This window comes from Paenibacillus sp. NRS-1760, from assembly GCF_050467785.1.
GTDB lineage: Bacteria > Bacillota > Bacilli > Paenibacillales > Paenibacillaceae > Pristimantibacillus.
On sequence record NZ_JBITPK010000013.1, the window covers coordinates 646,743 to 673,228 of the forward strand.

The following is a 26,486-nucleotide window of genomic DNA, read 5'->3' on the forward strand; positions in this document are numbered from 1 at the left end:
TATTTGCTGTGTGCAGCTCCACGCAGAATTTTATGAAATAAGCTATAATAGAGGAATAGAATATGAAGGATTGAGGCAAACAATGATGACTCGCAAGCTTATTTTTTTTGATATTGACGGTACCTTGGTTGATCACGAGAAGAAAATACCGCCATCTACGCAGCAAGCGATTGAGCAATTGAAAGCAGCTGGCCATGAACTCGTTATTGCGACGGGAAGAGGGCCCTTTATGCTGAAGCCCATTAGCGAACAATTAAACATAGAATCCTATGTTAGCTTTAATGGCTCTTACGTGGTTTACAATGGAGAAGTTGTTTATAGCCATTCGATTAATCCTGACCGACTTGCAGAGCTTACGCAAATTACTCTAAATAATAATCATCCTTTAGTCTATATGACACCGGAAGGTATGCGATCCAGTACACATGAAACCGCTTATTTAGAGGATGCCCACGAACCGTTAAAAAAGAAGCTGCCGCCTATGGAGCCTGATTATTATGTAGGAAAAGATATTTATCAGTGCCTGCTTTATTGCAAGCAAGAGGATGAGGGCTGCTACAAGGAAAATTTTTCTGAGCTCGGCTTCATTCGTTGGCATTTGTTTGGCAGTGACATTTTACCGCCTGGCGGCTCAAAGGCAAAAGGAATTCATGCTCTTGTAGAACGATCCGGTTTCGAACGTGAAAATATTTATGCATTTGGCGACGGTTTAAACGATCTGGAAATGATGCAATATGTCTATCACAGCGTTGCGATGGGCAATGCATCCGATGAAGTGAAGCAAGCCGCTCGTTATGTCACTAAGGATGTAACGGAGGACGGCATTATGTATGGCCTGCGCATGCTCGGTTTATTAAAAGAATAACGGAAGCAAGCTACTGATGCGAAAAATAAAAATAGGCAGATCTCTTTAATAGAGATCTGCCTATTATCGTACTATTTAATTACGCGTCTAGCAGTTACATAACGCTTGTCCCATGTGCTGCCTTTGAATTTGGAAATGGTTACGCCTACACCTACTCTGTAAGTGTGAAGGAGTTTATCATTACCGATATATATGCTTACGTGATTGATGATGCCATCACGATTCGTGTCAGAGAAAACAAGATCGCCTGGTTTAAGATTGCTTTTCGAAACATAAGTGCCTGATTTCGCTTGCTGTTTAGAAGACCTTGGCAGACTAATGCCATTTTTCTTAAATACGTACTGCGTGAAAGACGAGCAGTCAAACGCGCTAGTAATACCAGATTTTGCACCAAATTTATAAGGCACGCCCAAATATTTTTTTCCAGTTGCAATGACACTGTTTGCTTTGGACTTACTTGATACCGTTGCTGCATTTGCTTCTTGAGGCGCTATGACAGGCACGCTGGCAATGGCAATAGATAAGCTGATTCCAATACCTGCGATAAGTCTACTAATCTTTTTGTTCTTTGTGTTATTCATGATGTTCCTCCTTGAAATTAGGTAGTCTGTGTGTTGAGCTAGAAATACCATAACATAGATTAAATGCCCACTAATTACCTATGAGGAAGCAAACCCTTGCTGCTGCTGAATAAAAACAACTTTATTAAAAAGTGATGATAAAATACTCACTTTTTCTCACTTGACAGCTGTCCATTTGGTAAAGTTCATTTATAAGTGTTTTTACTCTATCGCCAAGCTGGATACAGGATATATACTGATGAAGTCGGGCCGACGAATCTTGAGGAAAGGAGCTGATCGATTTGATTAACAACTTGGAGGTGATCTCCGTTTAACGGAGATCGCTCATTAGAAGGAGACCGCAAGGTCTCCTTTTTACTTTTAAAAACGTTCTAACCATTATTAATGGAATTATTGTTAAACATTTCTTGTCATCTGAAAATGCTTACAATATAATAAGAAAGTGCAACAAGAAAGAAGTTCAAGTGGAGGGAATAACATCCATGGCTTTTATTGCTTGCAACAAAAACTCAGCGTTACCAAAAATCGAAAGGAGGAAGCAAAAAATGTTGATTAACACTACTGCTGCAAACAATTCTAAAAAGATTAGCTTGTTCGAGGAGGACATTTATTGTGAACTACAAAAATGGGAGAGACGTGCTTCCCCCTAGTCTATTGCAAGAGCTTCAAAAATACATTCAAGGTGATTTGATCTATGTGCCTAAGCTTGCGGAGAAACGCGCGCATTGGGGTGAGGTAAGCGGCACACGGAAACTGCTTGCCGAACGAAACAAAGAAATTTACCTGTATTATTCGAATGGTTGGACTGTTGCTGATCTAGAGCGGAAATATCATTTATCGTGCGAAAGCATTCGTAAGATCATTGTTAAATCACGATAATGAAAAAATATTGAAAAAAAGCAGATTGCCGCGAGCATCTGCTTTTTTTGTTTCATTATTGAGTAAAAAGTAGGATTGACACAACTAAGACAAACCTTTAAAAGGGATTTTTTGTCGAACGTCGAAATATTAATGGATGTATTTTTGACGATAGATGTCGAATGAACACTAGAACAAATGGCAGTGGAGGATTAAGAAAATGAAAACATTATTAATTGCAGAAGATGAGCCGGTTCTGCGCATGCTTATTATGGATACGCTCGAAGATGAAGGTTATGCGCTCGAAGAAGCGGCAGATGGGGAAGAAGCGTTACAAAAAATTGTGGAAACTAACTTTGATTTAATTATTCTAGACTACATGATGCCTAAGATGACAGGTATTGAAGTCATAGAGAAAACAAGGCTGCTGGAGGATCGCAAGCATTCATGCATTCTTATGCTGTCAGCGAAGAGCCAGCAAGCCGAACAAGAGAAAGTGCTGCTCGCCGGTGCGGATGGCTTTATGTCTAAGCCCTTCAGTCCGCTTGAGCTAATCGATAAGGTAGAGGAGATGTTACGTGGGTAAACTGCGTCTCTTCTATAAGAAAAGAATTACACGACAGTTCGTAGCGATGATGGTGCTCGCTTTATCGCTTATTCTTATTGGTGCTGTTGCCGTGCTGACAATCTCCGTTATTATATTAAAAAATTATGAGTCCGAAACGGTTCAAATGAGAGAGAAGCAAGAGCTTGTCGCGCAAATTGCCGATCATTCCAATGATATTATTTTGAGAGCGCGCGGTTACTATGTCTATTTAACTGAATTCGAATATAAGCAGATTTTTTCTGAGAAGAAGCTGCTGGATCAATCTCTAGCAAAAATCAAAACTTATCCGATTAATGCAACGGAACAAGAAGTGATGAACAATATTGAGTCCTTTTTCGTCGATTACTTTGAAAACATTTTGCCGAAAGCGATTGAATATTCAAAAGCTCAAGATTATGAAGCGCTTCGCGTCCTTGTATCCGCAGGTGAGGATAACCCTGTAAATAAACTAATTAGCTACTCACGTGATTTTGAGAAACAAGTACAGCTGCTTGCTGAGCAAAAAAACGATGAATTGTTTCGCAGCCTAACGCTCCAAGCCGTTATATTAATAGGCTACATCATTATTATCTTAATTATAGCTTCATTTATTACGAGAAAAGTGGCTAGAGATATCGGTGTGCCGCTCATGAGACTGACGAACCACGCTCGTGAGTTCGCGAATGGTGAATATTCGGAGCCGGAGGATCTCACAAGAGAAGATGAGCTTGGTGAGCTGGCACGAACCTTTAAGAAAATGATGACGCAAATCCAAAGTAAAGAAGAGGAGCTTCTCGCTCAAAACGAAGAGCTTATTGCGCAGCAGGATGAGCTTCAGGCGCAGCAAGAGGAACTGCAGATCGCCGTAGGCGTAATGGAGCAAAATGAGAAATATTTGGAGAAGCGCAACCAGCTTGTACAATCCCTCTCTAATACCCTCGATAAACAAGAGCTGCTGCAAAGCATCATTTCTAATATTGTCGCTATTACCGATTCCGATAAAGGCTTAATTGTGATGATGAATAGAGAGCATGATTGCGCATCCGTAGGGATTTCCAATGCTTCAGCCAAACAGTTTATTGAGCAAATGGAAGATGGCATCGTATTGCGTGCCTCACAGACCAAACAAGCATACAGTATGATTCGTGAATGTTCACTTGGTGAACAGGGATATCACGATTCTGCTATGAAAGCTACCGATTTAATCTTGCCAATTCTGAATGCATCAGAAGAAATGGTTGCCTGCCTAGTTATTACGAAGGTCAATCGTACGATTACAAAGCAAGAGGAAGAAGAGATCGTTGGCATGATGACACAAGTATCATTAGCCTTCGATAAACTGCATTTGTACGAGCTGTCGGAGAAGCAGCGATTGATGACTGGAGATATACTGAACACCATTCAAGAAGGCATACAATTGCTGGATCTAGATGGCAGCACGCTTCAAATTAATCACAAAATGGCTGAGATATTCGGTTTTTTCAATGATGAAAAAGGGACAATCAATATGCCTTTTGAGCAATTCAAAGGTTTTGTCCAATCCTCTGTTGTTGAATCTGAACAGTTAATTCAATTTATGACTGGGCTTATCTCAAATGGACATTATAATGGCTTGCGCAGCATGAACTATGAAATTACAGAACCAGAAAGAAAATTCATTCAAATTTATTGCGAGCCCTTGTACCGCAATGGTCAACAATTCGGGTTATTGCTAGTTCACCGTGACATCACGAAGGAGTACGAGGTTGACCGGATGAAATCTGAGTTTGTAAGTACAGTTAGTCATGAGCTGCGGACGCCGCTTGCAAGTGTGCTTGGATTCGCAGAACTGCTGCTTCACCGGGAACTGAAGCCGGAGCGCCAGCGGAAATATGTATCGACGATTTATCAAGAAGCAAGAAGATTAACGACGTTAATTAATGACTTTTTAGATTTGCAACGAATGGAATCAGGTAAACAAACCTATGAAATGAAAAGCACATCGTTAACGCCATTAATTAAAGAAGCCATCGACATGCAGCAAATGTCTGCTAGTATCCATCAAATAACGTGGCAAAATGATGCACAAGAAGCAATTGTAATTGCAGATAAAGATAAAATGCTTCAGGTATTCATTAATTTATTGAGCAACGCAATTAAATACTCGCCAAATGGCGGACCAATCACTTTGTTTAGCAGCATTAACAAAGATATGATCGTCATTCGCTTAGAAGATGAGGGACTTGGCATACCAAAGGATGCACTGCCTAATCTCTTCAACAAGTTTTATCGTGTCGATAATTCAGATCGAAGAGAAATTGGCGGGACTGGCTTAGGCTTAGCAATCGTAAAAGAGATTGTTACAAGACATGATGGAAAAATAGAAGTTTTTTCCGAGTTCGGACATGGAAGTACCTTTATCGTGACGCTTCCACTGGCTAAGCAGCAAGAACGAATACAAAACGATGAGTTGAAGGAAAATACTTCTTCTGAGACGTCCATTCAAGTGATGCTGATTGAAAACGACCTTAATTTGTCAACTTTACTCCGTGATGAATTGAGGTCTAGTGGATTTCATGTTCACCTGTTCACAGAAGGTGGATTGGCTATTAATGCAATTGAACAGCTCAAACCGGATATCGTGGTCATCGATCTGATGCTGGAATCAGGAATTACCGGCTGGGATATTATTAGCAAAATCAAGAAATCCGATGTATTGCTAAATACGCCAATCATCATTTCGAGCGCCTTCGAAGAGAAAGAAAAAGCTGCACAATGGGGAATTAATGAATTCCTTGTGAAACCCTATTTACCTGGCAGACTAAGTGCAGCAATATCTCGTTTGCTGCGATAATTGGGGGAGCCCATTTTCATGAAGACGGAAAAATATAAACAACTGATTCAACAGCGAATTACACAGACGATCGATGATTGGTCCAATCAAACAGCAGTTGAGGAACAAGATATTCATCGATTTTTCCATAATCTTAAAGGGACAAGCGGTACGATTGGGCTACGTGAGGTTGAAAAGTTTTCGGAATCCAAAGAACAATTTTTTTCTGAAAAAAGCAAAAAAACGTACATACGCGAGGAGTGGTCAGAGCATTTGCTGCCACTAACGGCCATGTTTCCTCAAGTACTGCAGCTGCTAGACGGACTCGACAATGCAAATGAGGGTCAGGCTGATTCCCTTGATGATCATTCAAAGCATCACAATCGTGTACTTGTCATTGATGATGATGTTGAATTTGTAACCTATGTCAAAGAAGTTTTAGAGAAAAATGATTATCCAGTAAGCATAGCTCTGAATGCGGAGCGCGGTTTAAAGCTGTTCTACGAATGGAAGCCTAATCTCATCCTTCTTGATATCGTGTTGCCCGATCGAAGCGGCATGTATGTTCTTAATCAAATCGTTGATAAGGCGAAGCAGCAGCATATTCCGATTATTATGGTCAGCGGGAATGTATCCGTCGAAAATCAAGTTAACGCCTATCGATCCGGTGCGATGGACTTTCTTGCCAAGCCGTTTGATGTTGAGCTGCTTAAGGCTCTCATCGACAATCGATTTGCGATGAAGATGGACTGGGAACGCTCGATCATTATTGATGAGTTAACAGGCGCTTACAATCGCAAGCATTTCAATCAAATGATGCGGCAGCATATCGACAGCTTTAAACGCTCAAACGATATTTTCTCACTCGTTATGATTGATTTGGATTACTTCAAACTTGTAAATGATACCTATGGTCATCTTCAAGGGGATGAGGTGCTTCAAGCCTTTGTGGCAACTACACAACATGCGATCAGGCCAAGAGACATTTTATGCCGATATGGCGGGGAAGAATTTGCTCTCATTTTACCGAATACGGATGCAGTTCAAGCAGCTTACCTTATGGAGCGTCTACGCAATAAATTTAATGCTATTAAATTTCAAACGGGTGATTCTCACTTCCAAGTCACATTTTCATCAGGAATCACAGAAATAACGGAACTTAATAGCCATTCTGCTACCCTGGTAGATGAAGCGGATCAAGCTTTATACAGTGGGAAACGCGGGGGAAGAAACCAAACGGTTGTTTATTCCAAGGCATTAAACCATTCCAAAAACGAATCGATATTAAACATCATTGTCGTTGATGATGATCCATTAATCCGAGAGATTATCATCAATCGATTTTTTAACTGGAAACCGACGAATCATACGAAGGTAAAAGCAGAAGGATATGCAGACGGAAGAACGTTCTTATCCTCCAACTGGTACAAAGAGAGTGAAAAGTATATTATACTGCTCGATGGCTCTATGCCTGATTTGGACGGATTAGAGGTATTAAAGGAGCTCCGCCTCAATTATCCTGAACAACAGCTGTTGATCGTCATGCTGACCGCCCGCAATAATACTTCTGATATCGTCAATGCACTTCAAATTGGTGCAGATGATTACGTCGTTAAGCCATTTCATATGCAGGAGCTTGTTCTGCGAATCGAACGATTGGCTAGTCGAATCGTTAACTAGATTAAGGAATAGCACAAAAAATCGCGCTTCGATAAGAAGCGCGATTTTTTTTATAGGGCATCCTATGATTACAGACTTGCATTCCCTATTAGGGAATAGTATGTTTAGAAAAATTAAACCGAATCAGCGATGGACGGCTTCCGGTAATTCTACAACGGTTTGGGGATACTTATAATCGTTCTGATAACAGTTCGTGTCTGAATCATAAGTAGACTGTGAAAGCTTGTGAGAGATCGCGAATATGGGAAGTTTCGGGTTGACGTGCAGGGAAGAATCATAAAAAGAGCATCGTTCAAAATTAAAGTCCAGCGTAGTGATAATGATGACGCAGTTCGAGAAGGTACACCCGATAAAGCTAAATCCGTCAAAAGCAATCGTTTCATTCGTAAAATGTTCATTCGAAATTGTGTGCATAATCAGCGCTCCTATTCTGTGGTGGGACAACCTAATTGCTAGTCTACCAGATTCGTGATGTGATGTTTGTCGGTTGATGCATGTGAAAATTAATAATTAACGACATAAATAGCGTTCATTTGAGATGACTCTCCATTAATATAGTGAGTACAATATTTTTTTACAAAATACGATTGATTAAGTGAAGGAGCTGTATAAATGGACTCAAAAAAATTAGCCGCCGAAAAAGCTGTCGAGTTTCTTAAGGACGGAATGGTCGTGGGATTAGGAACAGGATCAACCGCTTATTGGGCGATTCAAAAAATCGGTCAAAAAGTAAAGGAAGGCCTATCGATTAAGGCGATTGCTACGTCGAGAGCTTCTGAAGAGCTTGCGATAGAGCTTGGCATTACGATGCTTCCATTCGCAGAGATTGAGCAAATTGATGTGACAATTGACGGCGCAGATGAAGTAAATAACGAATGGAACTTAATCAAAGGCGGAGGAGGCGCGCTGCTCCGAGAGAAAATCGTAGCTGCCGCCAGTAAACAGCTGATTATCATCGTAGATGAAAGCAAGCATGTCGCGCAATTGGGACGTTTCCCGCTCCCGGTAGAAATCGTTCCGTTTGGTTACGAAATGACAATAAAAAAACTGCGTAATCTCGGCGCTGAGACGACAGTGAGAACGAAAGAAAATCAAATGTTTGTAACGGATAATGGCAACTATATTGTAGATTGTCAGTTTGGTACCATTTCGCAAGCAGAACAGCTGGAACATACATTGAATCTCATCCCTGGTGTCGTCGATAACGGTTTGTTTATCGGTATGGCAACTAAGGTCATCGTAGGTTATGCCAATGGTACAGTGAAGCTATTGTAAAGCTTTCTAATAGATGTATGCTGCACTTAGCTTGACACATCACCCGAAAGTGGTTTACAACCATATACAGAGGTGAGCGACATGAGCGTCATTCGGTTGGAGAACGTAACGAAAAAGTATGGAGATACACTTATTTTTCGAGATATTTATTTTCGTATAAGCAAAGGGGAACGAATCGGTCTTATAGGCCGTAACGGCGCAGGAAAATCGACCGTATTTAAACTTATTTTAGGCAGAGAAGAGCCTACGGCAGGAAAGGTAGAGGTTGATCCGAAGGTCAAGGTGAGCTACTTCTCACAGTTCTCAGAGCTGAGCGGCAATCGTTCCGTCAAACAAGAGCTGGAGCTTTGTTATGAGCATATTTGGAGCATCGAACGCGAGCTTGGGGAAATCGGAGAAAAGCTTGGTATTACCGTTGATGCTGATGAAATGGATCAGCTGCTGAATCGTCAAGCAGCTCTCTTCGAGCAGATGGAGCATCATAATGGCTGGAATGCTGCTGTAGAGATCGATACCGTACTCACAAAGCTTGGATTTGATGAGCAATCGCGTCAACAGCCTATCGATCAATTGTCAGGCGGCTGGCGCAACCGCGCCGCACTTGCCAAAATGTTAATTGAGCTGCCAGACGTCGTACTTCTTGATGAGCCGACGAACTTTCTAGACCTCGAAGGTCTTGCTTGGCTGGAGCAATGGTTAAATCGCTTTAGCGGCACAATGATTTTGGTATCTCATGATCGGCAGTTTATTGACCGGGTAGTAACTCGTACTATTGAGATTGAAAATTATCATTTTCAAGAATATGAAGGCAATTATACCGATTATATTCGGAAGAAGAAGCTTCGCAAGAAAGAACTTGATCGGCAGTTCGAATGGGAAGAGGAGCTTCTGCTAATGGAAGCCGAGGAAATCGACAACCGTTCGAACAGGAAATCATCCAAAGATCGTCTGTCGCGGAAGCTGGCTGATATGAAGAAAAGAGTAGAGCCGCATCCTGTAAACGTTCTGATTACTGATATTTATGAAAATTTGCGTTTTCCAGACAACTTATGCACTGTCGATGCAATAAGCAAAAACTATGCTGAGCGTGTTATCTTTCAAGATGTCAGTTTTGATATCCAAAAAGAAGACCGGATTGCTATTATCGGTTCAAATGGCAGCGGAAAATCCACTTTAATTAAAGTGCTAACAGGACAAGAACCGGCTGATTCAGGTGCCGTGCAGTTTAGTAAAGGCGTAAGCTACGCCTATTTCAATCGCATGTGGGACGAGCTCGATCAGAAGGATACGGTAAGCCATGCAGTGAACATCTATGGCCTTGGACTTAATGCCCCTCGCAAGAAAGTGAATAAATTTCTTTCTATGCTGCAGTTCTCGGAAGCAGACCTTCAAAAAGTGATCGGAAGCTTATCCGGCGGTCAACAGGCACGTGTGGCACTCGCAAAATGTTTGCTGTCCGGCGCCGAACTAATCATTTTGGATGAGCCTACCAATCATTTGGATTTGACCAGCATACAGGTGATGGAGCAGGCGTTAATTCATTTCCCTGGAGCAGTACTCACCGTAAGCCATGATCGTTTCTTCATTGATAAAATCGCTACAAAGCTGCTGACCTTCGAACCTGGAGGAGTAATTACTCAACAAAGTGTATAGCTCACAGCAAAACATAGTATAAGCCAACCTAATGGGGTTGGCTTTTTTTTGTTTATCCGAGCTTAAATAATAAAGATAAGCTGCATATATGGCGGGAGATCGAAGTCATTTTTCAGCGGTCTGTCTTCATATACTACGATATGTGCGGATACCGTCGAACATTGTCCACTAACCATGCCTCGTATAAGAAGGAGTGGAGTGAGATGCAATTTTCTATATCCGATGAGCTGGAAATGACTCGCGCAGTGTTAAGGGAATTTGCAGAAAGCGAGGTTGCAACTAGAGCAATCGAACGTGATGAGAAGGAGCAGTTTGATCAATCGTTATTTGACCAGCTGGCTAAGCTTGGCATAACAGGCATACCTATTGATGACTTAAATGGCGGTGCCGGCAGCGATTGGATGACTTTCATTATTGTAATAGAAGAACTGGCTCGTGTCTGCGCTTCTACAGCCGCTCTGCTTGCCGCCCATACGGTTTATGCTGCTATGCCGATTTTCACTTTTGGCGACGACGCTTTAAAAGCATTGTATCTTAAGGACCTCGCAAAAGGTGTAAAGCTAGGTGGATGCGCTCTACCATTGACAGTAGTGGGGAACGAGGGATTGAGCAGCAGCATTTCAGCACGTCGACGAGGAGACCACTGGGAGCTAAGCGGTAAGCATACATGTGTCATTCATGGAGATATTGCGGATTATTGCATTGTTATTGCAAAGACGGAGTTAAAACGAAAGAAATCGTTATGTACAGCTTTTTTAATAGAAACGAGTAAAGCTGGATGGCAAATAGGGCAGCGAGTACGAACAATGGGATTGCGTTCTTTCCACATTTCAAATGTGAAGCTGGATAAATGTGAGTTATCGGAGACAAACAAAATCGGAAAAGATGGTCAAGGGTTTGAAATCATTTTGAATTCCATCGATATCGGGCATTTGAGTGCAGCTGCGCAATCCATTGGCATTGCACAAGGAGCTTTTGAAGCTGCAGCTGCCTATGCCAAGGAGCGCAAGCAATTCGGTCATTTAATTGGAAAGCAGCAAGGCATCTCTTTCAAGCTTGCAGATATGGCAACTCAGCTGGAAGCAGCCAGGCTTCTCGCTTATCAAGCGGCGTGGCGCAAGGATGAAGGCTTAAGCTTTGCAAAGGAAGCCGCCATCGCGCGTAAGTTCGCGGCAGAAACGGCTGTTGCCGTTGCGATTGAGGCTGTACAAATATTTGGCGGTTATGGCTATATGCAAGAATATCGGATGGAACGGTTTTTAAGGGATGCAAAATGTGTGGAAACGGAGCTTGGAACAGGAGGGATGGAAGTGGATTGCATCCATCGGATGCTGAAGGAGTAGGGGGTATATCACCATGCGCCAGACCGTTATTATAGGAGGGAAACGAACAGCTTTCGGAAAGCTCGGGGGCATGTTCAAAAATGAGAAAGCAGTTGATCTGGGCGCTTCCGTCATTAAAGGAGCCCTGCAGCAAGCAGGCATACACGCAAGTCAAGCTGATGCCGTCATGATGGGAATGGTGCTTCAAGCAGGCTGCGGTCAAAATCCAGCGCGACAAGCTGCCATTCTTGCAGGGATCGATTGGAGCGTTCCAGCGGAAACGATTAACAAGGTTTGTGCTTCGGGCTTGCGAGCCATTTCTATGGCAGATCAGGTCATACGTGCCGGAGATGCAAACATAATATTAGCTGGCGGAATGGAGAGCATGAGTCAAGCGCCATTTGCTGTTCGAACGGCTAGATGGGGAAACAAGCTGGGAAATGCCGAACTGACGGATTTATTGATTCATGATGGTCTTCTTTGTCCTTTCGAAGATGTACTGATGGCTGTTTATGGCAACAAAATTGCAACAGATCATCATATTAGCCGAATGGAACAAGATGAATGGGCATTAAGAAGCCATGACCGGGCGAGCTCTGCTGCAAATCTGCGATTATTTGAGGATGAAGTTGAGCCTTACTACACTTCTGCAAACGCTATTTTGGCCATCGACGAAGGACCACGTTTTAATACGGATTTGTCGAAGCTTGCGCTGCTAAAACCAATTCATGGTCCAAGCGGTACGATTACAGCTGGGAATGCTCCGAGTGTGAATGACGGCGCCGCCGCTATGCTCCTCATGTCGGAGGAAGAAGCGATACGAGGCGGACACAAGCCGCTTGCCAAAATTATCGGACATAGCACCATTGGTGCGAGTGCTCCTAATTTAGCTGCTGCTCCAGCGCTTGCAATCCAAAAGCTATTGCGAAAAACGGGCATTCCTTTAAAAAACATTGATTTATTTGAGGTGAACGAAGCATTTGCCTCCGTCATCCTAAGCTGCGGGAAAATAGTAGGCTGGGATGAGGAGAAGGTCAATGTGAATGGCGGTGCGATCGCGCTTGGACATCCAATCGGTGCAAGCGGCGCAAGAATTTTACTCACTTTAATTTATGAATTGAAGCGCCGCGGCGGCGGTTTAGGCATTGCTGCCATCTGCAGCGGCGGAGCCCAGGGTGATGCCATGCTCATTCAGGTGGAGGGCTAAGGCAAAGGGGGTGCTCATGATTATCCAAACCGTTACCGTAATTGGAGCTGGACAAATGGGCAGCGGAATTGCACAGACGTTAGCGCAAAATGGATTGCAGGTAACTCTTTACGATATTGAGCAAGCTGCCGTGGCAAGGGGGATTGCCACAATTAATACTTCGCTGGCTCGACTTGCCGCCAAAGGAAATATTAGCGAGGCTGATCGAACTCAGACCATAAAATCCATCATACCATCGACAGACTTAATGTGCGCCAATCGCTCTGATCTAATGATCGAAGCTGCGCCAGAGAATAGGACGATGAAAAAAGCGCTTTTTGAAAAGCTTGATCAAATTTGTCAACCAAATGCCATTTTGGCTACCAATACGTCCTCGTTATCGATTACAGAAATAGCTTCAGCAACAAAAAGAGCATCGCGTGTAATCGGCATGCATTTCATGAATCCCGTACCTATTATGCCATTAGTCGAAATTATTAAAGGGCTTGAGACTTCGAGCGATACATTTGAAAAAATAAAAGCATTGACGCTCACAATCAAAAAAACGCCGATTGAAGTTCAAGATTTCCCCGGCTTTGTCTCCAATCGAATTCTGATGCCTATGATAAATGAAGCGATTTACACGGTGTATGAGGGGGTCGCTGAGCCGGAAGCTGTAGACCAAGTGATGAGGCTTGGCATGAACCATCCGATGGGTCCGCTTACGCTTGCCGACTTTATTGGACTCGATACTTGCTTAGCCATCATGGAGACGCTGCAAGCCGGATTCGGCGATTCAAAGTATAGACCATGCCCGCTGCTGCGCAAATATGTGCAGGCTGGCTGGCTAGGTAGGAAAGCTGGACGCGGCTTTTATGTGTACTCGAATGAGAAGGAATAGGCACATCCGAAGGGAGACGGGCGATGGAACTCCGACTTTCAAAGGAACAATTAGAGCTGCAACAAGCGGTACGACGTTTTGCAAAGACACAAGTAGCCAGCGCTGTGCCGATCATGGAGCTACACGATCAATTTCCCAGCCTTCTCATTGATAAACTATCACAAGCAGGCTTTATGGGCATTCCAATTCCTAAGCAATGGGGAGGAGCAGGCTGCGATTTCATTTCCTATATTGCTGCGGTTAACGAAATATCAAAGATAAGCGCAGCGCTTGGCGTCATCTTATCCGTTCATACTTCGGTTTGTACTTTGCCAATCCTGCATTATGGTACGCCTGCTCAAATATCAAGATATGTTCCCAAGCTTGCTTCGGGTGAGCGGTTAGGCGCTTTCGCGTTAACAGAGCCTCACGCGGGTTCGGACGCTTCCTCTATAAGAACAACAGCAGTATTAGACGGAGAATATTATGTTTTGAACGGATCAAAGGTATTTATCACGAATGCCGGCGCGGCCAATGTTTATGTTGCATTTGCAGTGACTGATGCAAGCAAAGGCGCATACGGCATTACCGCTTTTATTATTGAAAGTGAAACAAAAGGGCTAACGATCGGAAGAAAAGAAAAAAAATTAGGTTTGCACGGATCAAATACTTGTGAGCTTATATTTGATCAATTAAGGATACCCGTTTCCCAGAGACTTGGTGAAGAAGGCAAAGGCTTTACCATAGCCAAAGGCTCACTTGACGGCGGACGTATCGGAATCAGCGCCCAAGCGCTTGGAATTGCGCAAGCTGCACTAAACATTCTAAATGACCGCTTCCAACCGAAGGCTGCATTGTTGTTAAAGCCAAATCAGAAAGCAATGCATCAGCAAGTTAAACTCGCTGGCATAACAGCTAAAGTAGAGGCAGCGAGATTGCTCGTTTATCGCGCGGCGTATTTGCATCAAGAAGGTTTGCCTTGTACGAAGGAAGCATCCATGGCCAAAATGTTCGCATCTGATAAAGCAGTTGCAGTGACAAGCCAGGCAATGCAAATGCTCGGATCAGACAGCTGCCTGCAAGGATCAACGATAGAAAGACTGTTCCGAGATGCGAAAGCCACTCAAATTTACGAGGGAACGAACGAAATTCACCGAATAGTAATCAGCGGCAAAATACTCAAATCATTATGATTTCTAAAAAGGCGGTGGCGAGATGGTTCATACTCCCGGAGCGCGATTTCGCGAGGCGCTTCAAGTCGAGAAGCCTTTGCAGATCGCAGGCGCTATAAATGCCTTTTCGGCAATAATGGCTGAAAGAGCAGGGTTTCGCGCTTTGTATTTATCTGGTGCAGGTGTTGCTAATGCGTCGTTCGGTCTGCCTGATCTAGGGATTACAACGCTGCAGGATTTTCTTGAGGATGTAAGAAGAATAACGAGTGTTACAGAGCTTCCGCTGCTCGTAGATGTGGATACGGGCTTTGGAGGAGCTTTCCAAATTGCGCGAACGATTAAGCTGATGAACCGTGCGGGAGCCGCAGGCGTTCATATTGAAGATCAAATCATGGCTAAACGCTGCGGGCATCGCCCGAACAAAGCAATCGTAAGCAAGGAGGAAATGGTCGATCGGGTTAAAGCTGCTACAGACGCAAGAGAAGATGATCAGTTTGTCATTATGGCTCGCACGGATGCGCTTGCGGTTGAGGGATTAGAAGCAGCGATTGAACGGGCATGCGCCTGTGTGGAAGCCGGAGCAGATATGATTTTCCCTGAGGCAATAACAAAACTTGAGGATTATCAAGCCTTTGCTGATGCGGTGAAGGTTCCTATACTCGCAAACATTACGGAGTTCGGGCAAACTCCGTTGTATACGATAAAAGAGCTTGAGCATGCAGGTGTCAGCTTAGCTCTTTATCCGTTATCTGCCTTTCGCGCAATGTCAGCAGCAGCTCTTCATGTCTATGAAACGATAAAACAAGAAGGAACACAGAAAAATGTCATAAATGTTATGCAAACTAGAGCAGAGCTTTATGATTTCCTCGATTATTTGAGCTACGAAGAGAAGCTGGATCAGCTTTATGGAGTCAAAGAGGAGGAGAACCGTCATGACAACTAAAAAACAAGGCGGTCTCGCCGACGTTATAGCGGGACAGACTTCGATTTCGACAGTCGGAAAAGCAGGAAAGGGCTTAACCTATCGAGGTTATTCGATTGATGATCTCGCCCTTCATGGCAGCTTTGAAGAAACTGCTTTTTTATTGTTATATGGAGCACTGCCAAACGATGTCCAGTTAAAAGATTACACGAAGAAGCTTGCGTCACTTAGACAACTGCCAGCAGGTGTATTGAACATATTGGAGCAGCTGCCGAGCAGCACACATCCAATGGATGTGCTTCGAACGGGGGTTTCGGCGTTAGCTGCGTTCGAACCAGAAAATGAGGAGCGTGACGCTTCCCACATCGCTGATAGATTAATAGCCTGCAGCGCCTCTATTTTATTATATTGGTATCATTATCAGAAGAGTGGGAGAAGGATTGATACAGAGACAGATCAACAAAGTGTTGCTGGACATTTTCTGCAGCTGCTTCATGATCAACGCCCGAACGAGCTTCATGAGAAAGCTTTTGACGTTTCACTTGTCCTGTATGCGGAGCATGAATTCAACGCTTCTACATTTGCAGCACGTGTTACTGCATCTACTTTATCAGATATGTATTCCGCCATTACGACTGGCATCGGCACACTCCGTGGACCTCTTCACGGCGGTGCCAACGAAGCCGCGATGGAGCTGATTGAACAATTCGGCAGCGTGCGCGAAGCCGAAATCGGGATTAGGCAAATGCTGAAGGACAAAAAATTAATTATGGGCTTTGGACATCGTGTTTATTCTGTATCTGACCCACGATCCGATATTATTAAATACTGGTCAAATAGACTCTCTGCAGGGACTGAGAATTCAATGATTTATCCAATTTCCGAGACTATAGAGAAAATAATGCTGCAAGAGAAAAAACTATTTGCTAATTTGGATTTTTACAGCGCGTCAGCCTATCGATTTATGGGCATTCCAACCTCACTTTTTACACCGATCTTCGTTATTTCTCGTACCAGCGGCTGGGCTTCCCATATCATTGAACAACGTGCAAACAATCGAATCATTCGTCCAAATGCTGATTATATTGGCTATGATTTGCTGCCTTGGCTGCCTATCGAGCAACGATCCTAAATGAGGAGGAGGATGCGAAACGAATGTCCACTTTAATGAGTAATGAGAGGCCAAAGCCGGATCAAGTGTTGGTTGATATTGCACAATATGCTGCAAATTATACGATAACTAGCAAAGAAGCTTATAATACCGCTCGCTATTGTCTCATCGATACGCTTGGCTGCGGGTTGTTAGCGCTTAGGTATCCCGAGTGCACGAAGCTGCTAGGCCCTACAGTACCCGGAACTCTCGTTCCGAATGGAGCTCGTGTTCCTGGAACTTCGTTTCAGCTTGATCCGATCACTGCTGCATTTAACATTGGATGTATGAACCGCTGGCTCGATTACAATGATACTTGGCTTGCAGCGGAGTGGGGCCATCCTTCAGATAATCTTGGAGCTATACTAGCTGCTGCGGACTATGAAAGCAGGAAAAACATAGCCGAGGGCAAACCGCCGTTTGTCATGAGAGATGTGCTTACGGCTATGATCAAGGCTCATGAAATTCAAGGCATTCTTGCACTTGAAAACAGCTTTAACCGCGTAGGGCTCGATCATGTTATTCTCGTGAAGGTTGCCTCAACTGCTGTAGTGACTGCGCTGCTAGGCGGGACGACAGATGAAATTATTGATGCTTTATCCAATGCCTGGATTGATGGTCATCCGCTTCGTACTTATCGTCATTCGCCAAATACAGGTTCGAGAAAGTCATGGGCAGCCGGCGATGCCACAGCTCGCGCGCTTAGGCTTTCATTAATGGCGCTAAAAGGAGAGATGGGTTATCCCGCTGCACTAACTACGCCGGAATGGGGATTTTATGATGTGCTGTTTAAAGGGAATTCCTTGTCCATTAAACGGAATTTTGAATCTTATGTCATGGAAAATGTATTGTTTAAAATATCTTTCCCCGCTGAATTTCATGGCCAAACAGCGGTGGAGGCTGCTATCTTGCTGAACCCGAGTGTAAAGGACAGATGGCATGAAATTGATAAAATAATCATTTCTACACATAAATCCGCACTGCGAATTATCGACAAAACAGGACCGCTCCATAATCCTGCGGATCGTGACCATTGCATTCAATATATGGTTGCAATTGGTCTGATTCATGGACATTTAACTGCCGATCATTATGAGGATGATTATGCGAGTGACAGTCGTATCGATGAGCTTCGCAAGAAAATGATTACGACTGAAGATATCACTTACTCATATGATTATTTGGACGCTAATAAACGCTCGATTGCCAATGCCATTCAAGTGTTTTTCCAAGACGGAACATCCACTGAGAAGATCGAGATTGCTTACCCAGTAGGTCATCGGCGCAGACGTCAGGAAGCCATACCGCTTCTGTTTGCGAAGTTTGATACCAGTTTGAAGAGCAGGTTTCCATCCAAGCAAACACAAGCGATATTAGACCTCTGCCAAGACCAAAACGTATTAGAGAACACGCCCGTACAGCAGTTTATGGAACTATTTGTTATTTAGGTGAATGCCTGCGTACAGCGCAGGTTTTTCTTTTTAAAATCTATTTTTTTTTGTAGCTTTTCTGTAACTTTCTGCACCCCCATTTCGTTATATTGTATAAGTAAGCCGAATAAGAATATATACCATATAGAAGGAGCGTCTGCGCTATGAAAAAATATGTATTGATCGCAACTGTTGCGATAGCTTGTCTCACGGCCTTTAGCTTTGCGCCGGCGGGAGGCCGTGAATATACACCGGTAGAACAAACACCGGATATGATAACTGGCTACGTTGCAATGACAAAAGGGGAAAATCATCATTACACATTATCGATCGACCAAATCGATTGGTACGAGGGTGATGCAGCTACAAAGATTTTCCTTGAGCGTGAAAAGGATTCTGGGCTAGATGCCCCGCCAGATGGTTATTACATTGAGAATGATGATGAAACATTGCGTGACTTACCGATAGCCGATAACGCTGAGGTGCTAATGCAAATCTATAATCGAACAGGCAATATTAATGAAGCAGATATAGTTTGGAATGAACCGATTTCAGTTAAAAAGTTTATTGAACTCATCAATACGGAAGACGACTTCGATATGAAGAGCTTTCCTTATCATATGACGATCAAGAACGGGGAAATCGTACGCATCATCCAGCAATTCGTTCCTTAAATAACTTTTACATTTATGAGAGAAAGCAACACAACAAGCGCGTGCCGATATTTAATCGGCACGCGCTTTTTAATGTTTCACTTGATACTTTTGAAATAACGTTTCTTCATTCTGATTTATCCGTTTAATCCCGTCCAGCTTCATAGATACGATGAGCAAGCATCTCAGGATGTGTCTTTGCAGTTGACATATGATCGCCATGACCTTGGATATATCGGAACAAGCCCAGTCGATTGGACATATGCGGATGCCATCCATATTCGCTGTTGTACTGTGGAAGAACATTATCTTCCGTTAAGAAAATATAACTTTTAGGCATATTCAAACTAAAAAATACTTTAAGATCGAGTTTTTCATAAAAAGGTTTTGCTGGTTCTGGACTTACCATACTGTACATTTTCTCCGCTAAGCCGAGGCTTGCCAAATTAACAAATGTTTCACGAAACAGCGAAAATGGCAGCATGATCGTATCATCCTTCGAGCTTTCCCTAAGCTGCTGGAAACTAGCTTTTACAGGGGCTGGAAATTCATCGGCGACCATTTCACCGTCGTTTAATACAAAAGCATCCAAAAATACGAGCCTCCTAATACGCTCTGGAATAAGCTCTGCAACCTTTTGGATAACGGAGCCTCCGAAGCTGTGACCCACAAGTATGATTTGCTGAAGATTTCTTGACACAATAGAAGCGGCTACAGAATGACTTATCATTTCATGAGTGACGTTTTTATTAGGGTCTGCACCATGCCCAGGATATTCAGGCGCGAACACGGTATGGCCCATTTTGGTTAATTCATAACCGATGCCGTTCCAAAAGCTCGCATCCGCCCAGGAGCCATGAACGAGAACAAAAGTGAGCGGCTGTTCGCTCTGCATCAATCTTACACTGGTTGCGAAAACATCCGAGTATGGATAAGCGTAGTTAATCGTGTTTTGTTCAATTTGATACATACAGCATTACTCCTCAAAATCAGATTATTCAGCATATGCCTATAATCCATTTAAGGTTAATAATCGCCTAGTATTTGTACAAGGCTGCAAATTTTCCACTTATATTATCGTTTTAATATCCTTATTCTGATTAAGCGGAATGCGAAAGCGATGTCTAGCTGAGTTATTGGGTGGAATATTGCTTTTTGCTGATGCGAGCGTAGCATTAATTTCACCGCCAAGCATGATGAGGATAGAGCTAATGTAGAGCCAGATCAACAGGATGATTACTCCTCCGAGACTGCCGTATGTTTTCGAATAGTTCCCAAAATTGTTCATATAGAATTGAAAAACAAGTGAAGTCGCAATCCAACCAAAAGTTGCAAATAAAGCACCTGGCACAGCTTCTTTTAAGCTCAGCCTTCTGTTAGGAACTATCCAATAAAGCAAGGAAAAGGCGCCTATCATTGCCGAAATTGGTATGACATACTTCAAGACATTCCAAATCCATTCGAAACCATTTGGATAATCAAGCCATTTAAATAAGTATTCGCCAATAGCTTTACCGAAAATAAGCATAACCATGACCAAAACAATAACGACGACTAAAAAAATTGTTGATAGCAGTGAAATACCGCGTACCTTCCAAAACGGCCGCTTTTCCTCAACATCGTACGCTTTGTTCAATCCTTTCAAAATCGCATTAATACCGTTTGAGGCAGACCAAATAGTCGCAATCATACCGATTGACAGCAGTGTTCCGCTGCTGTTATCTACAACTTCAGCAAGAATTCCGCTAATCGTATCACTTGCTTCTGCAGGTAGAAGGCGAATAAACTCTGCGATCACGCTATCACCAGACATTTCGATAAAGCTAAGCAAACTGACCATAAAAATAAGAAAGGGGAAAAACGATAAGATCAAATAATACGTTAGCTGTGCGCCAAGCGCAGGCACATCATCCTCACGAAAACGGCTGTATAAGCATTTTATAAATTGCATCGTGTTGAATTTTTGTTTCATCAAGACCACCATCCTTTTGATATAAAACTAAACAAAATAGAAGAGCACAAAACATTTTTTGAAATAGAAAAGATAAGCTGCAAGTAGGAAATAGTCAAATCATGTCGAATAAGAGTATGAGTAAATATTTTCGAATGAAGGGAGTGGACCTTATGTTTTTACATTTTCTACAAACCAAGGAGCAAAAAGAAGCATTTCTCGAATTAGCACATCTTGCAGCAAATGCTGATGGGTTCATTCACAAGAAAGAACAAGGATTTCTTCAATCGTATATGCAAGAGATGGATATGCAGCAAGCCGTAATAAGCTTTTCATCCGAAAAGCAGTTAGCAGATATACTAGGAAATATTAATGATGATCATGTAAAAAAAATCTTTTTCGCAGAAATTCTGCTTCTCATATTCGCTGACGGCGACTACAATGACGATGAAAAAGAGTTAACAAAGGATATGAAAGAGCTTCTTAATCTAGACGAAGAAACTTGTGAATCCATTAAAAACTGGGTTATTCGTATGGATCAGCTCAAAATTGAAGGACTTAAGCTTATTTTGAACCCCTAATAAAATAGCAGACATAAGTAAAAAACCTCCGTTCTTCCCAGTGGAAGAATAGAGGTTTTTTTAAGTACTGCTTTTTCTTACATGCATTATGGCTTCGAAAAACCGAATTTTTCAAACACAGCCATTGCCTCTGCCGTTTGAAGATAATCATAAAATTGCTTCGATTCTGGAAGATGCTTTGTTGCTGTAACGATACCAATCGGATAGGTGATCGGCGTGTATGTTGCAGGATCAACGGTAAGGACAATATTGACTTTATCTGATGTTAAAGCGTCAGTCTTATAAACAAAACCCGCGTCTGCATTGCCTGTTTCAACGTACTGAAGAACCTGACGGACATCTTTCGCTTGAACAACCTTCGGTTGCAACCTATCCCATAGCTTTGCTTGTTCCAAGGCTTCTTTCGTATAGCTTCCAGCCGGTACGCTCTCTGGGATGCCAATTGCAATCGTTTTGACATCAGCGTTCAACAGATCATTAACCGTTGCAAGCTGCGTTTTTGACGTTTTTGAAGTGACGAGCACGAGTCCATTAGAGAGGAGATTTGTTTGGCTATCCTCAGCAATCAGCTTCGCATCAACTAGTGACTTCATGTTTTTGGAAGCAGCTGAGAGGAAAAGATCCGCAGGCGCACCATTTTCAATCTGCTTCTGAAGAGCGCCTGAAGCGCCAAAGTTAAAATTCAGTTTTACATTAGGGTGAATTACCTTAAATTGTGTTTCAATTTCCTTTAACGCATCCGTTGAACTTGCAGCTGCCGAAATCGTTAAATCAACATTTTCAGCAGGTGTTTCCGTGCTAATTGCTGTTGCTTCTGGTTGATTGGTGGAGCTTGGTTGATTCGTTTGATTCGATCCACAGGCCGTTACAACGACCATAATCATAACCAAATACAATAAAACATAGCTTTTTTTAAGTGAATTAATCATTTAATACCCACTTTCGTTATGTTTAGATATAAATAGATATATTCCATTTTCCGATTATAAGATGAAGGAAATAGATTTGTAAAGCGAATCACCACAGTATTTCCGTTGTTTATGCTACAATAATGATTACTGCATACAATCCTTAAGAGGTGATTAACATATCTGAAAATATTTCCTATACGACAGAGGAAATCTCTAAGCTGCTCAAAATATCCAAATTAACCGTTTATGATCTCATTAAAAAAGGGGATTTGGCCTCATACCGAGTAGGTAAACAAATGAGAGTGGACGCTTCTGATTTAGAAGCCTATAAGCAGCGCTCAAAGGGTAACCAGCAAAGCTTGCGTGACGCTTTAAATGTTCAACCAGATGCTGCAAGCAAAGCACGCCATAACCTTGGAGCTCGCTCCGTTGTCATCACAGGACAAGACATCAGCCTCGACATACTCGGAAGGCATATAGAGAAATATACACACGCACTGCGCCCACTACGGTCCAATGCTGGCAGTCTAGATAGTTTGATCTCCATGTACAATGGGCAATCCGATGTCGTAAGCACCCATCTGTTAGACGGCGATACGGGCGAATACAATATTCCGTACATACGCAAGCTGCTCGTCAGCTCGTCATACGTTGTTATTAATCTGCTATCTAGGAAAGCTGGGCTATTTGTCCAAAAAGGGAATCCGCGAAACCTAAAAGGATGGAGCGATCTTGTTCAGCCAGACTTACGTATTATTAATAGAGAAAAAGGCTCCGGGGCTCGTGTATTATTGGATGAACAGCTTCGATTGCATCGTATTTCGGCACGCGAACTTCTCGGTTATGAGGACGAACTGACAAATCATTTAGGCGTTGCAGCCAAAGTGGCGGGTGGCGAGGCCGATGTTGGAGTTGGGATAGAAAAAGCAGCAGCGATCGTAACTGGAGTGGACTTTATTCCTTTAGTTAGTGAACGTTATGATCTTGTCATTATGAAAAATCCGGGGAATGTCGACCTCATTAACTTAATTATCGAAATTTTGAAATCCGCTTCATTTCAACAGGAGCTTGCAGCTATTTCCGGCTATGACTTATCACAGACAGGAAATGTTCTTTATGAATGTTAATGCAGATGTCACTTTTCAGATGAATCCCATTATAATGCGCAAGGATGGTTGAGATGAAACTTCCCATTTTGAATGAAGTGTTAATTAAACGAATACAGCAATCAGAAATGGAATATCTTACATCAAGAATTAGTTCCATAGGGGAGAGACTAGGCAATCCTGAAGGAGTCGAAATTAATCATTATGGCCAAGCTGTAGCTTACTATATAAAAACAATGCCTTGGGGCATTTTTAATTCGGTAAAAGGTTTGGGCGATGAGGACAGCGACAAGCTGGAGGAGATTATCAAGTTTTATGAAGCAAGAGACAGAAGCTTTCAAATTGATTTGGATCCTATAAAATGTACAGCTGCTCTGTTTGGAAAATTGGCAGAGCTCGGTTTTCGACATAATGGCTTTCATTCTGTTCTTTATGGACTGCCAAGTGAAGATAAACCTGTTTTGCCTCCTCATATCACGATTTCAGAAGTCGTTACAGAGGAGGATTTCGATCATTATGCTGAAATCCATTGCCTAGGATCAGGCATGTCATTGTCCGATAAACACCATTTTGTTAATAACAATATTGGTTTACTGAATCGAAAAGGGTGGAAAATCTATCTAGCGTATTTAAATGACATACCTGCAGGTGTAGGTGTCATGCATATGAATGAGGATGGAATCGCATCATGTGCTCTTGCGGCTACTGCCCCTACATTTAGAAAACAAGGTCTGCAAACAGCACTATTAAACAAGCGTCTACATGAAGCGCATCTTGCAGGCTGTGAGCTCGTCGTAGCACAGGCTAGCTTCGGATCAAGCAGTCAACATAATATGGAAAGAGCCGGATTACATATCGCATGGACGAGATCCATTATGAAAAAATAAAAAGAACATTTTGTATTCATGCTTTTCATGCTATTATTGATCCATAAATATGGATGACAGGAGAAAAATAATATGAGCTATACGCAGTCAAGCGGTTATGGTAAACCGATGCAAAAATTAATGCTAACCTTTTTCTTTGCCTTAATTGTTTCAGTAGGCGGCATGTACATAGGAACAATGCTTCCCAGCGCCGCACGAATCCCACTGTTTATTGTCGAGATTGGATTAATCATTGCCATCATGTTTTTGCGTAAATCAACAGCAATTGGCTACTCACTGATGTACGTGTTTATGATTGTATCTGGTGCAACCTTGCAGTTTTCTTTAAGCTATTATATCGCCTCCATGGGTACATCGGTCGTCATTCAAACCGTTGCCGTTGCTGTACTCGTTTATGCAGGCCTTGCGATCTACGCTACATACTCCAAAGAGGATTTTCGCTTTCTCGGTGGGTTTTTGTTCGCATCATTAATTGGGCTCATCCTTATCGGTCTTATGCAATTTATTTTCCCTTTCGGAGGGATGATGGAAACCATTTATGCCGGCTTTGGACTGCTCATTTTCATCGGTTATACACTTTATGACTTTAGCCGTATGTCCAAGGAAGGTTTTGAAGACAAAGATATTCCACTGATGATCGTTAATATTTATCTTGATTTGGTTAATATCATTTTGTTCGCCCTACGTTTTGTGAAATCCTTGCTGGATGATTAAACATTCATCCTAATTGCCAATAAGGTTAATCTTCATACTTGAGGATTAACCCCTTTTTTTTTACGAGTCAATAGCCATTTTTTAATCATTGATTTATCGGGTGAAGCTGCTTTGATATCATAATCAATAAAATCCCCTCGACGAATTCGCTTATCCAAAGCTTGCTGCTGATCCCTCCATAAACTTTCTGCTACATAGTTATGAAACAACATAATCCATTCCTCCTCTTACCAATCAATGCTTATGCTTTCATTATGCGATCTGAGTCCGTTGCTAAAAAGAGTAGATCTTTCATTGTTTATTTCACCTTTTAATTTTCAGAGCGATGCCCAGTATAGCTTTATCCTAGGAGGAAAGAGATGGAGTTTATAATCGTTTTACTGCTAACGATGATTGTTATTTTATTATTTGAAATAAATGGAAAGCTGCCTAGAAGAAATCGAAACAAAGATGAATTGAGGCGTGCTTTGAAGAGAGATCAGGAAAGAAGAAAAAGGGATAAAGAAAGAGATTACTAAGAGACCGCTGAATGACGGTCTTTTTTTTTTGTGATGCCACGTTGACATCTGCATTTAAAACATGTATATTTTTATCAACACCTTATACCCATAGGGGTATATGTACGGCGTCATTTTTTCGCCTTTTTCTATACCCTAATGGGTATGTTGTTCAAATGATTTATTAATAAACGCAAAGGAGGTTCAAGAAATGATGAATCACATTCAAGCAGACAAAACAATAGATTGCAAAGGCTTGGCTTGTCCTATGCCCATCATCAAGACGAAAAAAGCAATGAATGAGCTTCTTTCTGGACAAGTCATTGAAGTGGTTGCCACGGACAAAGGATCTTTGGCAGACATCCAAGGGTGGAGCAGAAATGCGGGGCATCAATACTTAGGTACGCTTACGGAGGGCGAGGTATTGAAGCATTACCTTAGAAAATCCGACCCGAATGAAATAAAAGAAGAAATCAAATATTTGAAGACAATGAACAACGGAGATTTGATGAAGAAGCTTATTTCAAATGAGAGCATTTTGATTTTAGATGTACGCGAATCTGCAGAGTATGTTTTTAACCACATTCCAGGAGCCAAATCAATTCCGTTAGGAGAGCTTGACTTGCGAACGAGTGAACTCGATCCTGATCAGGAGCTTCATATCGTGTGCCGCACTGGCACCCGCAGCGATATCGCTTGCCAGCTATTAGCTGATAAAGGGTTCAAACTCGTGTACAATGTCTTGCCAGGTATGTCCGAATGGGAAGGACCACTAGAGAATGATGTACAGTAATACCATTCACTCATCATAGTA

General features: G+C 42.4%; 27 protein-coding genes. 21 read left to right on the forward strand and 6 right to left on the reverse strand.

The features are described from left to right. Positions 1–82: 82 nt before the first annotated feature. Positions 83–865 carry a Cof-type HAD-IIB family hydrolase gene (locus ACIFSR_RS18540; RefSeq protein WP_430059083.1) on the forward strand — a complete coding sequence of 261 codons (783 nt, stop codon included), beginning with the start codon at positions 83–85 and terminating at the stop codon, positions 863–865. 71 nt (positions 866–936) lie between these two features. Here the strand turns inward: ACIFSR_RS18540 and ACIFSR_RS18545 are convergent, their stop codons facing one another. Beyond that, positions 937–1,446: a C40 family peptidase gene (locus ACIFSR_RS18545; RefSeq protein WP_339209386.1), complete on the reverse strand. Its 510-nt coding sequence runs from the start codon at positions 1,444–1,446 to the stop codon at positions 937–939. 612 nt (positions 1,447–2,058) lie between these two features. Here ACIFSR_RS18545 and ACIFSR_RS18550 point away from each other — a divergent pair. From ACIFSR_RS18550 to ACIFSR_RS18565, 4 genes are all read left to right on the forward strand, one after another. Next, on the forward strand, positions 2,059–2,325 hold the full coding sequence (locus ACIFSR_RS18550; RefSeq protein ID WP_054024760.1) for a CD3324 family protein: 267 nt from the start codon (positions 2,059–2,061) through the stop codon (positions 2,323–2,325). A 199-nt stretch (positions 2,326–2,524) separates the two neighbouring features. Beyond that, entirely contained in the window at positions 2,525–2,890 is a 366-nt protein-coding gene (locus tag ACIFSR_RS18555) for a response regulator transcription factor (RefSeq protein ID WP_339209385.1), read from the forward strand. Beyond that, positions 2,883–5,723 (forward strand): ATP-binding protein, encoded by a 2,841-nt coding sequence (locus ACIFSR_RS18560; RefSeq protein WP_430059087.1) that lies wholly within the window; start codon positions 2,883–2,885, stop codon positions 5,721–5,723. Before ACIFSR_RS18555 ends, ACIFSR_RS18560 begins: the two co-directional genes overlap by 8 nt. Before the next feature lie 18 nt (positions 5,724–5,741). Then, positions 5,742–7,382: a GGDEF domain-containing response regulator gene (locus tag ACIFSR_RS18565; protein ID WP_430059089.1), complete on the forward strand. Its 1,641-nt coding sequence runs from the start codon at positions 5,742–5,744 to the stop codon at positions 7,380–7,382. Positions 7,383–7,505: 123 nt separating this feature from the next. On the opposite strand, the gene ACIFSR_RS18570 is transcribed toward ACIFSR_RS18565, so the two are convergent. Next, positions 7,506–7,796, reverse strand: coding sequence for a hypothetical protein (locus ACIFSR_RS18570; protein ID WP_076265938.1), 291 nt, complete (start codon positions 7,794–7,796; stop codon positions 7,506–7,508). A 198-nt stretch (positions 7,797–7,994) separates the two neighbouring features. On the opposite strand from ACIFSR_RS18570, the gene rpiA reads away from it, so the two are divergent. The 10 genes from rpiA to ACIFSR_RS18620 all read left to right on the forward strand — a co-directional run bounded on the left by rpiA (position 7,995) and on the right by ACIFSR_RS18620 (position 19,046). Then, a complete protein-coding gene (gene rpiA / locus ACIFSR_RS18575) occupies positions 7,995–8,657 on the forward strand; it encodes a ribose-5-phosphate isomerase RpiA (protein WP_339209379.1) in 663 nt (220 codons plus the stop codon). A gap of 81 nt (positions 8,658–8,738) precedes the next feature. Next, positions 8,739–10,310 carry an ABC-F family ATP-binding cassette domain-containing protein gene (locus tag ACIFSR_RS18580; RefSeq protein ID WP_339209378.1) on the forward strand — a complete coding sequence of 524 codons (1,572 nt, stop codon included), beginning with the start codon at positions 8,739–8,741 and terminating at the stop codon, positions 10,308–10,310. 203 nt (positions 10,311–10,513) lie between these two features. Beyond that, entirely contained in the window at positions 10,514–11,653 is a 1,140-nt protein-coding gene (locus ACIFSR_RS18585; protein WP_430059092.1) for an acyl-CoA dehydrogenase family protein, read from the forward strand. A 13-nt stretch (positions 11,654–11,666) separates the two neighbouring features. Beyond that, positions 11,667–12,839, forward strand: a complete 1,173-nt coding sequence (locus ACIFSR_RS18590) for an acetyl-CoA C-acetyltransferase (RefSeq protein ID WP_339209375.1) — start codon at positions 11,667–11,669, stop codon at positions 12,837–12,839. Positions 12,840–12,855: 16 nt separating this feature from the next. After that, positions 12,856–13,719 carry a 3-hydroxybutyryl-CoA dehydrogenase gene (locus ACIFSR_RS18595; protein ID WP_430059094.1) on the forward strand — a complete coding sequence of 288 codons (864 nt, stop codon included), beginning with the start codon at positions 12,856–12,858 and terminating at the stop codon, positions 13,717–13,719. A gap of 23 nt (positions 13,720–13,742) precedes the next feature. Then, positions 13,743–14,891 (forward strand): acyl-CoA dehydrogenase family protein, encoded by a 1,149-nt coding sequence (locus tag ACIFSR_RS18600; RefSeq protein ID WP_430059096.1) that lies wholly within the window; start codon positions 13,743–13,745, stop codon positions 14,889–14,891. 22 nt (positions 14,892–14,913) lie between these two features. Further along, complete coding sequence (gene prpB, locus ACIFSR_RS18605; RefSeq protein WP_430059097.1) at positions 14,914–15,813, forward strand: methylisocitrate lyase; 900 nt, start codon at positions 14,914–14,916, stop codon at positions 15,811–15,813. Beyond that, positions 15,803–16,924: a bifunctional 2-methylcitrate synthase/citrate synthase gene (prpC, locus tag ACIFSR_RS18610; protein WP_430059099.1), complete on the forward strand. Its 1,122-nt coding sequence runs from the start codon at positions 15,803–15,805 to the stop codon at positions 16,922–16,924. Before prpB ends, prpC begins: the two co-directional genes overlap by 11 nt. A gap of 23 nt (positions 16,925–16,947) precedes the next feature. After that, positions 16,948–18,390, forward strand: a complete 1,443-nt coding sequence (locus tag ACIFSR_RS18615; protein ID WP_430059101.1) for a bifunctional 2-methylcitrate dehydratase/aconitate hydratase — start codon at positions 16,948–16,950, stop codon at positions 18,388–18,390. Positions 18,391–18,536: 146 nt separating this feature from the next. Beyond that, positions 18,537–19,046 (forward strand): hypothetical protein, encoded by a 510-nt coding sequence (locus tag ACIFSR_RS18620; RefSeq protein WP_430059103.1) that lies wholly within the window; start codon positions 18,537–18,539, stop codon positions 19,044–19,046. A gap of 124 nt (positions 19,047–19,170) precedes the next feature. Here ACIFSR_RS18620 and ACIFSR_RS18625 read toward each other — a convergent pair whose 3' ends face one another. Together ACIFSR_RS18625 and ACIFSR_RS18630 are read right to left on the reverse strand one after the other, a co-directional pair. After that, positions 19,171–19,995 carry an alpha/beta hydrolase gene (locus ACIFSR_RS18625; protein ID WP_430059105.1) on the reverse strand — a complete coding sequence of 275 codons (825 nt, stop codon included), beginning with the start codon at positions 19,993–19,995 and terminating at the stop codon, positions 19,171–19,173. A 99-nt stretch (positions 19,996–20,094) separates the two neighbouring features. Continuing rightward, positions 20,095–20,997 (reverse strand): YihY/virulence factor BrkB family protein, encoded by a 903-nt coding sequence (locus tag ACIFSR_RS18630; protein WP_430059107.1) that lies wholly within the window; start codon positions 20,995–20,997, stop codon positions 20,095–20,097. A gap of 152 nt (positions 20,998–21,149) precedes the next feature. Between ACIFSR_RS18630 and ACIFSR_RS18635 the strand changes: the two genes are divergently transcribed. Then, entirely contained in the window at positions 21,150–21,557 is a 408-nt protein-coding gene (locus ACIFSR_RS18635) for a TerB family tellurite resistance protein (protein ID WP_430059109.1), read from the forward strand. 86 nt (positions 21,558–21,643) lie between these two features. Here ACIFSR_RS18635 and modA read toward each other — a convergent pair whose 3' ends face one another. After that, the gene (gene modA, locus ACIFSR_RS18640; RefSeq protein ID WP_430059111.1) at positions 21,644–22,486 is read right to left on the reverse strand and encodes a molybdate ABC transporter substrate-binding protein; all 843 of its coding nucleotides are present in this window, start codon (positions 22,484–22,486) and stop codon (positions 21,644–21,646) included. A gap of 158 nt (positions 22,487–22,644) precedes the next feature. On the opposite strand from modA, the gene ACIFSR_RS18645 reads away from it, so the two are divergent. The 3 genes from ACIFSR_RS18645 (at position 22,645) to ACIFSR_RS18655 (ending at position 25,175) form a co-directional block, all read left to right on the forward strand. Beyond that, positions 22,645–23,595, forward strand: a complete 951-nt coding sequence (locus ACIFSR_RS18645; protein ID WP_339209619.1) for a helix-turn-helix transcriptional regulator — start codon at positions 22,645–22,647, stop codon at positions 23,593–23,595. Positions 23,596–23,648: 53 nt separating this feature from the next. After that, on the forward strand, positions 23,649–24,461 hold the full coding sequence (locus ACIFSR_RS18650; protein ID WP_430059112.1) for a GNAT family N-acetyltransferase: 813 nt from the start codon (positions 23,649–23,651) through the stop codon (positions 24,459–24,461). Between the two features lie 72 nt (positions 24,462–24,533). Then, on the forward strand, positions 24,534–25,175 hold the full coding sequence (locus tag ACIFSR_RS18655; RefSeq protein ID WP_339209359.1) for a Bax inhibitor-1/YccA family protein: 642 nt from the start codon (positions 24,534–24,536) through the stop codon (positions 25,173–25,175). 32 nt (positions 25,176–25,207) lie between these two features. Here ACIFSR_RS18655 and ACIFSR_RS18660 read toward each other — a convergent pair whose 3' ends face one another. Further along, positions 25,208–25,387 (reverse strand): hypothetical protein, encoded by a 180-nt coding sequence (locus tag ACIFSR_RS18660; protein WP_339209358.1) that lies wholly within the window; start codon positions 25,385–25,387, stop codon positions 25,208–25,210. Between the two features lie 147 nt (positions 25,388–25,534). On the opposite strand from ACIFSR_RS18660, the gene ACIFSR_RS18665 reads away from it, so the two are divergent. Together ACIFSR_RS18665 and ACIFSR_RS18670 are read left to right on the forward strand one after the other, a co-directional pair. Then, entirely contained in the window at positions 25,535–25,693 is a 159-nt protein-coding gene (locus tag ACIFSR_RS18665; RefSeq protein WP_430059115.1) for a hypothetical protein, read from the forward strand. A gap of 190 nt (positions 25,694–25,883) precedes the next feature. Continuing rightward, entirely contained in the window at positions 25,884–26,465 is a 582-nt protein-coding gene (locus tag ACIFSR_RS18670) for a sulfurtransferase TusA family protein (RefSeq protein WP_430059117.1), read from the forward strand. Positions 26,466–26,486: the final 21 nt, after the last annotated feature.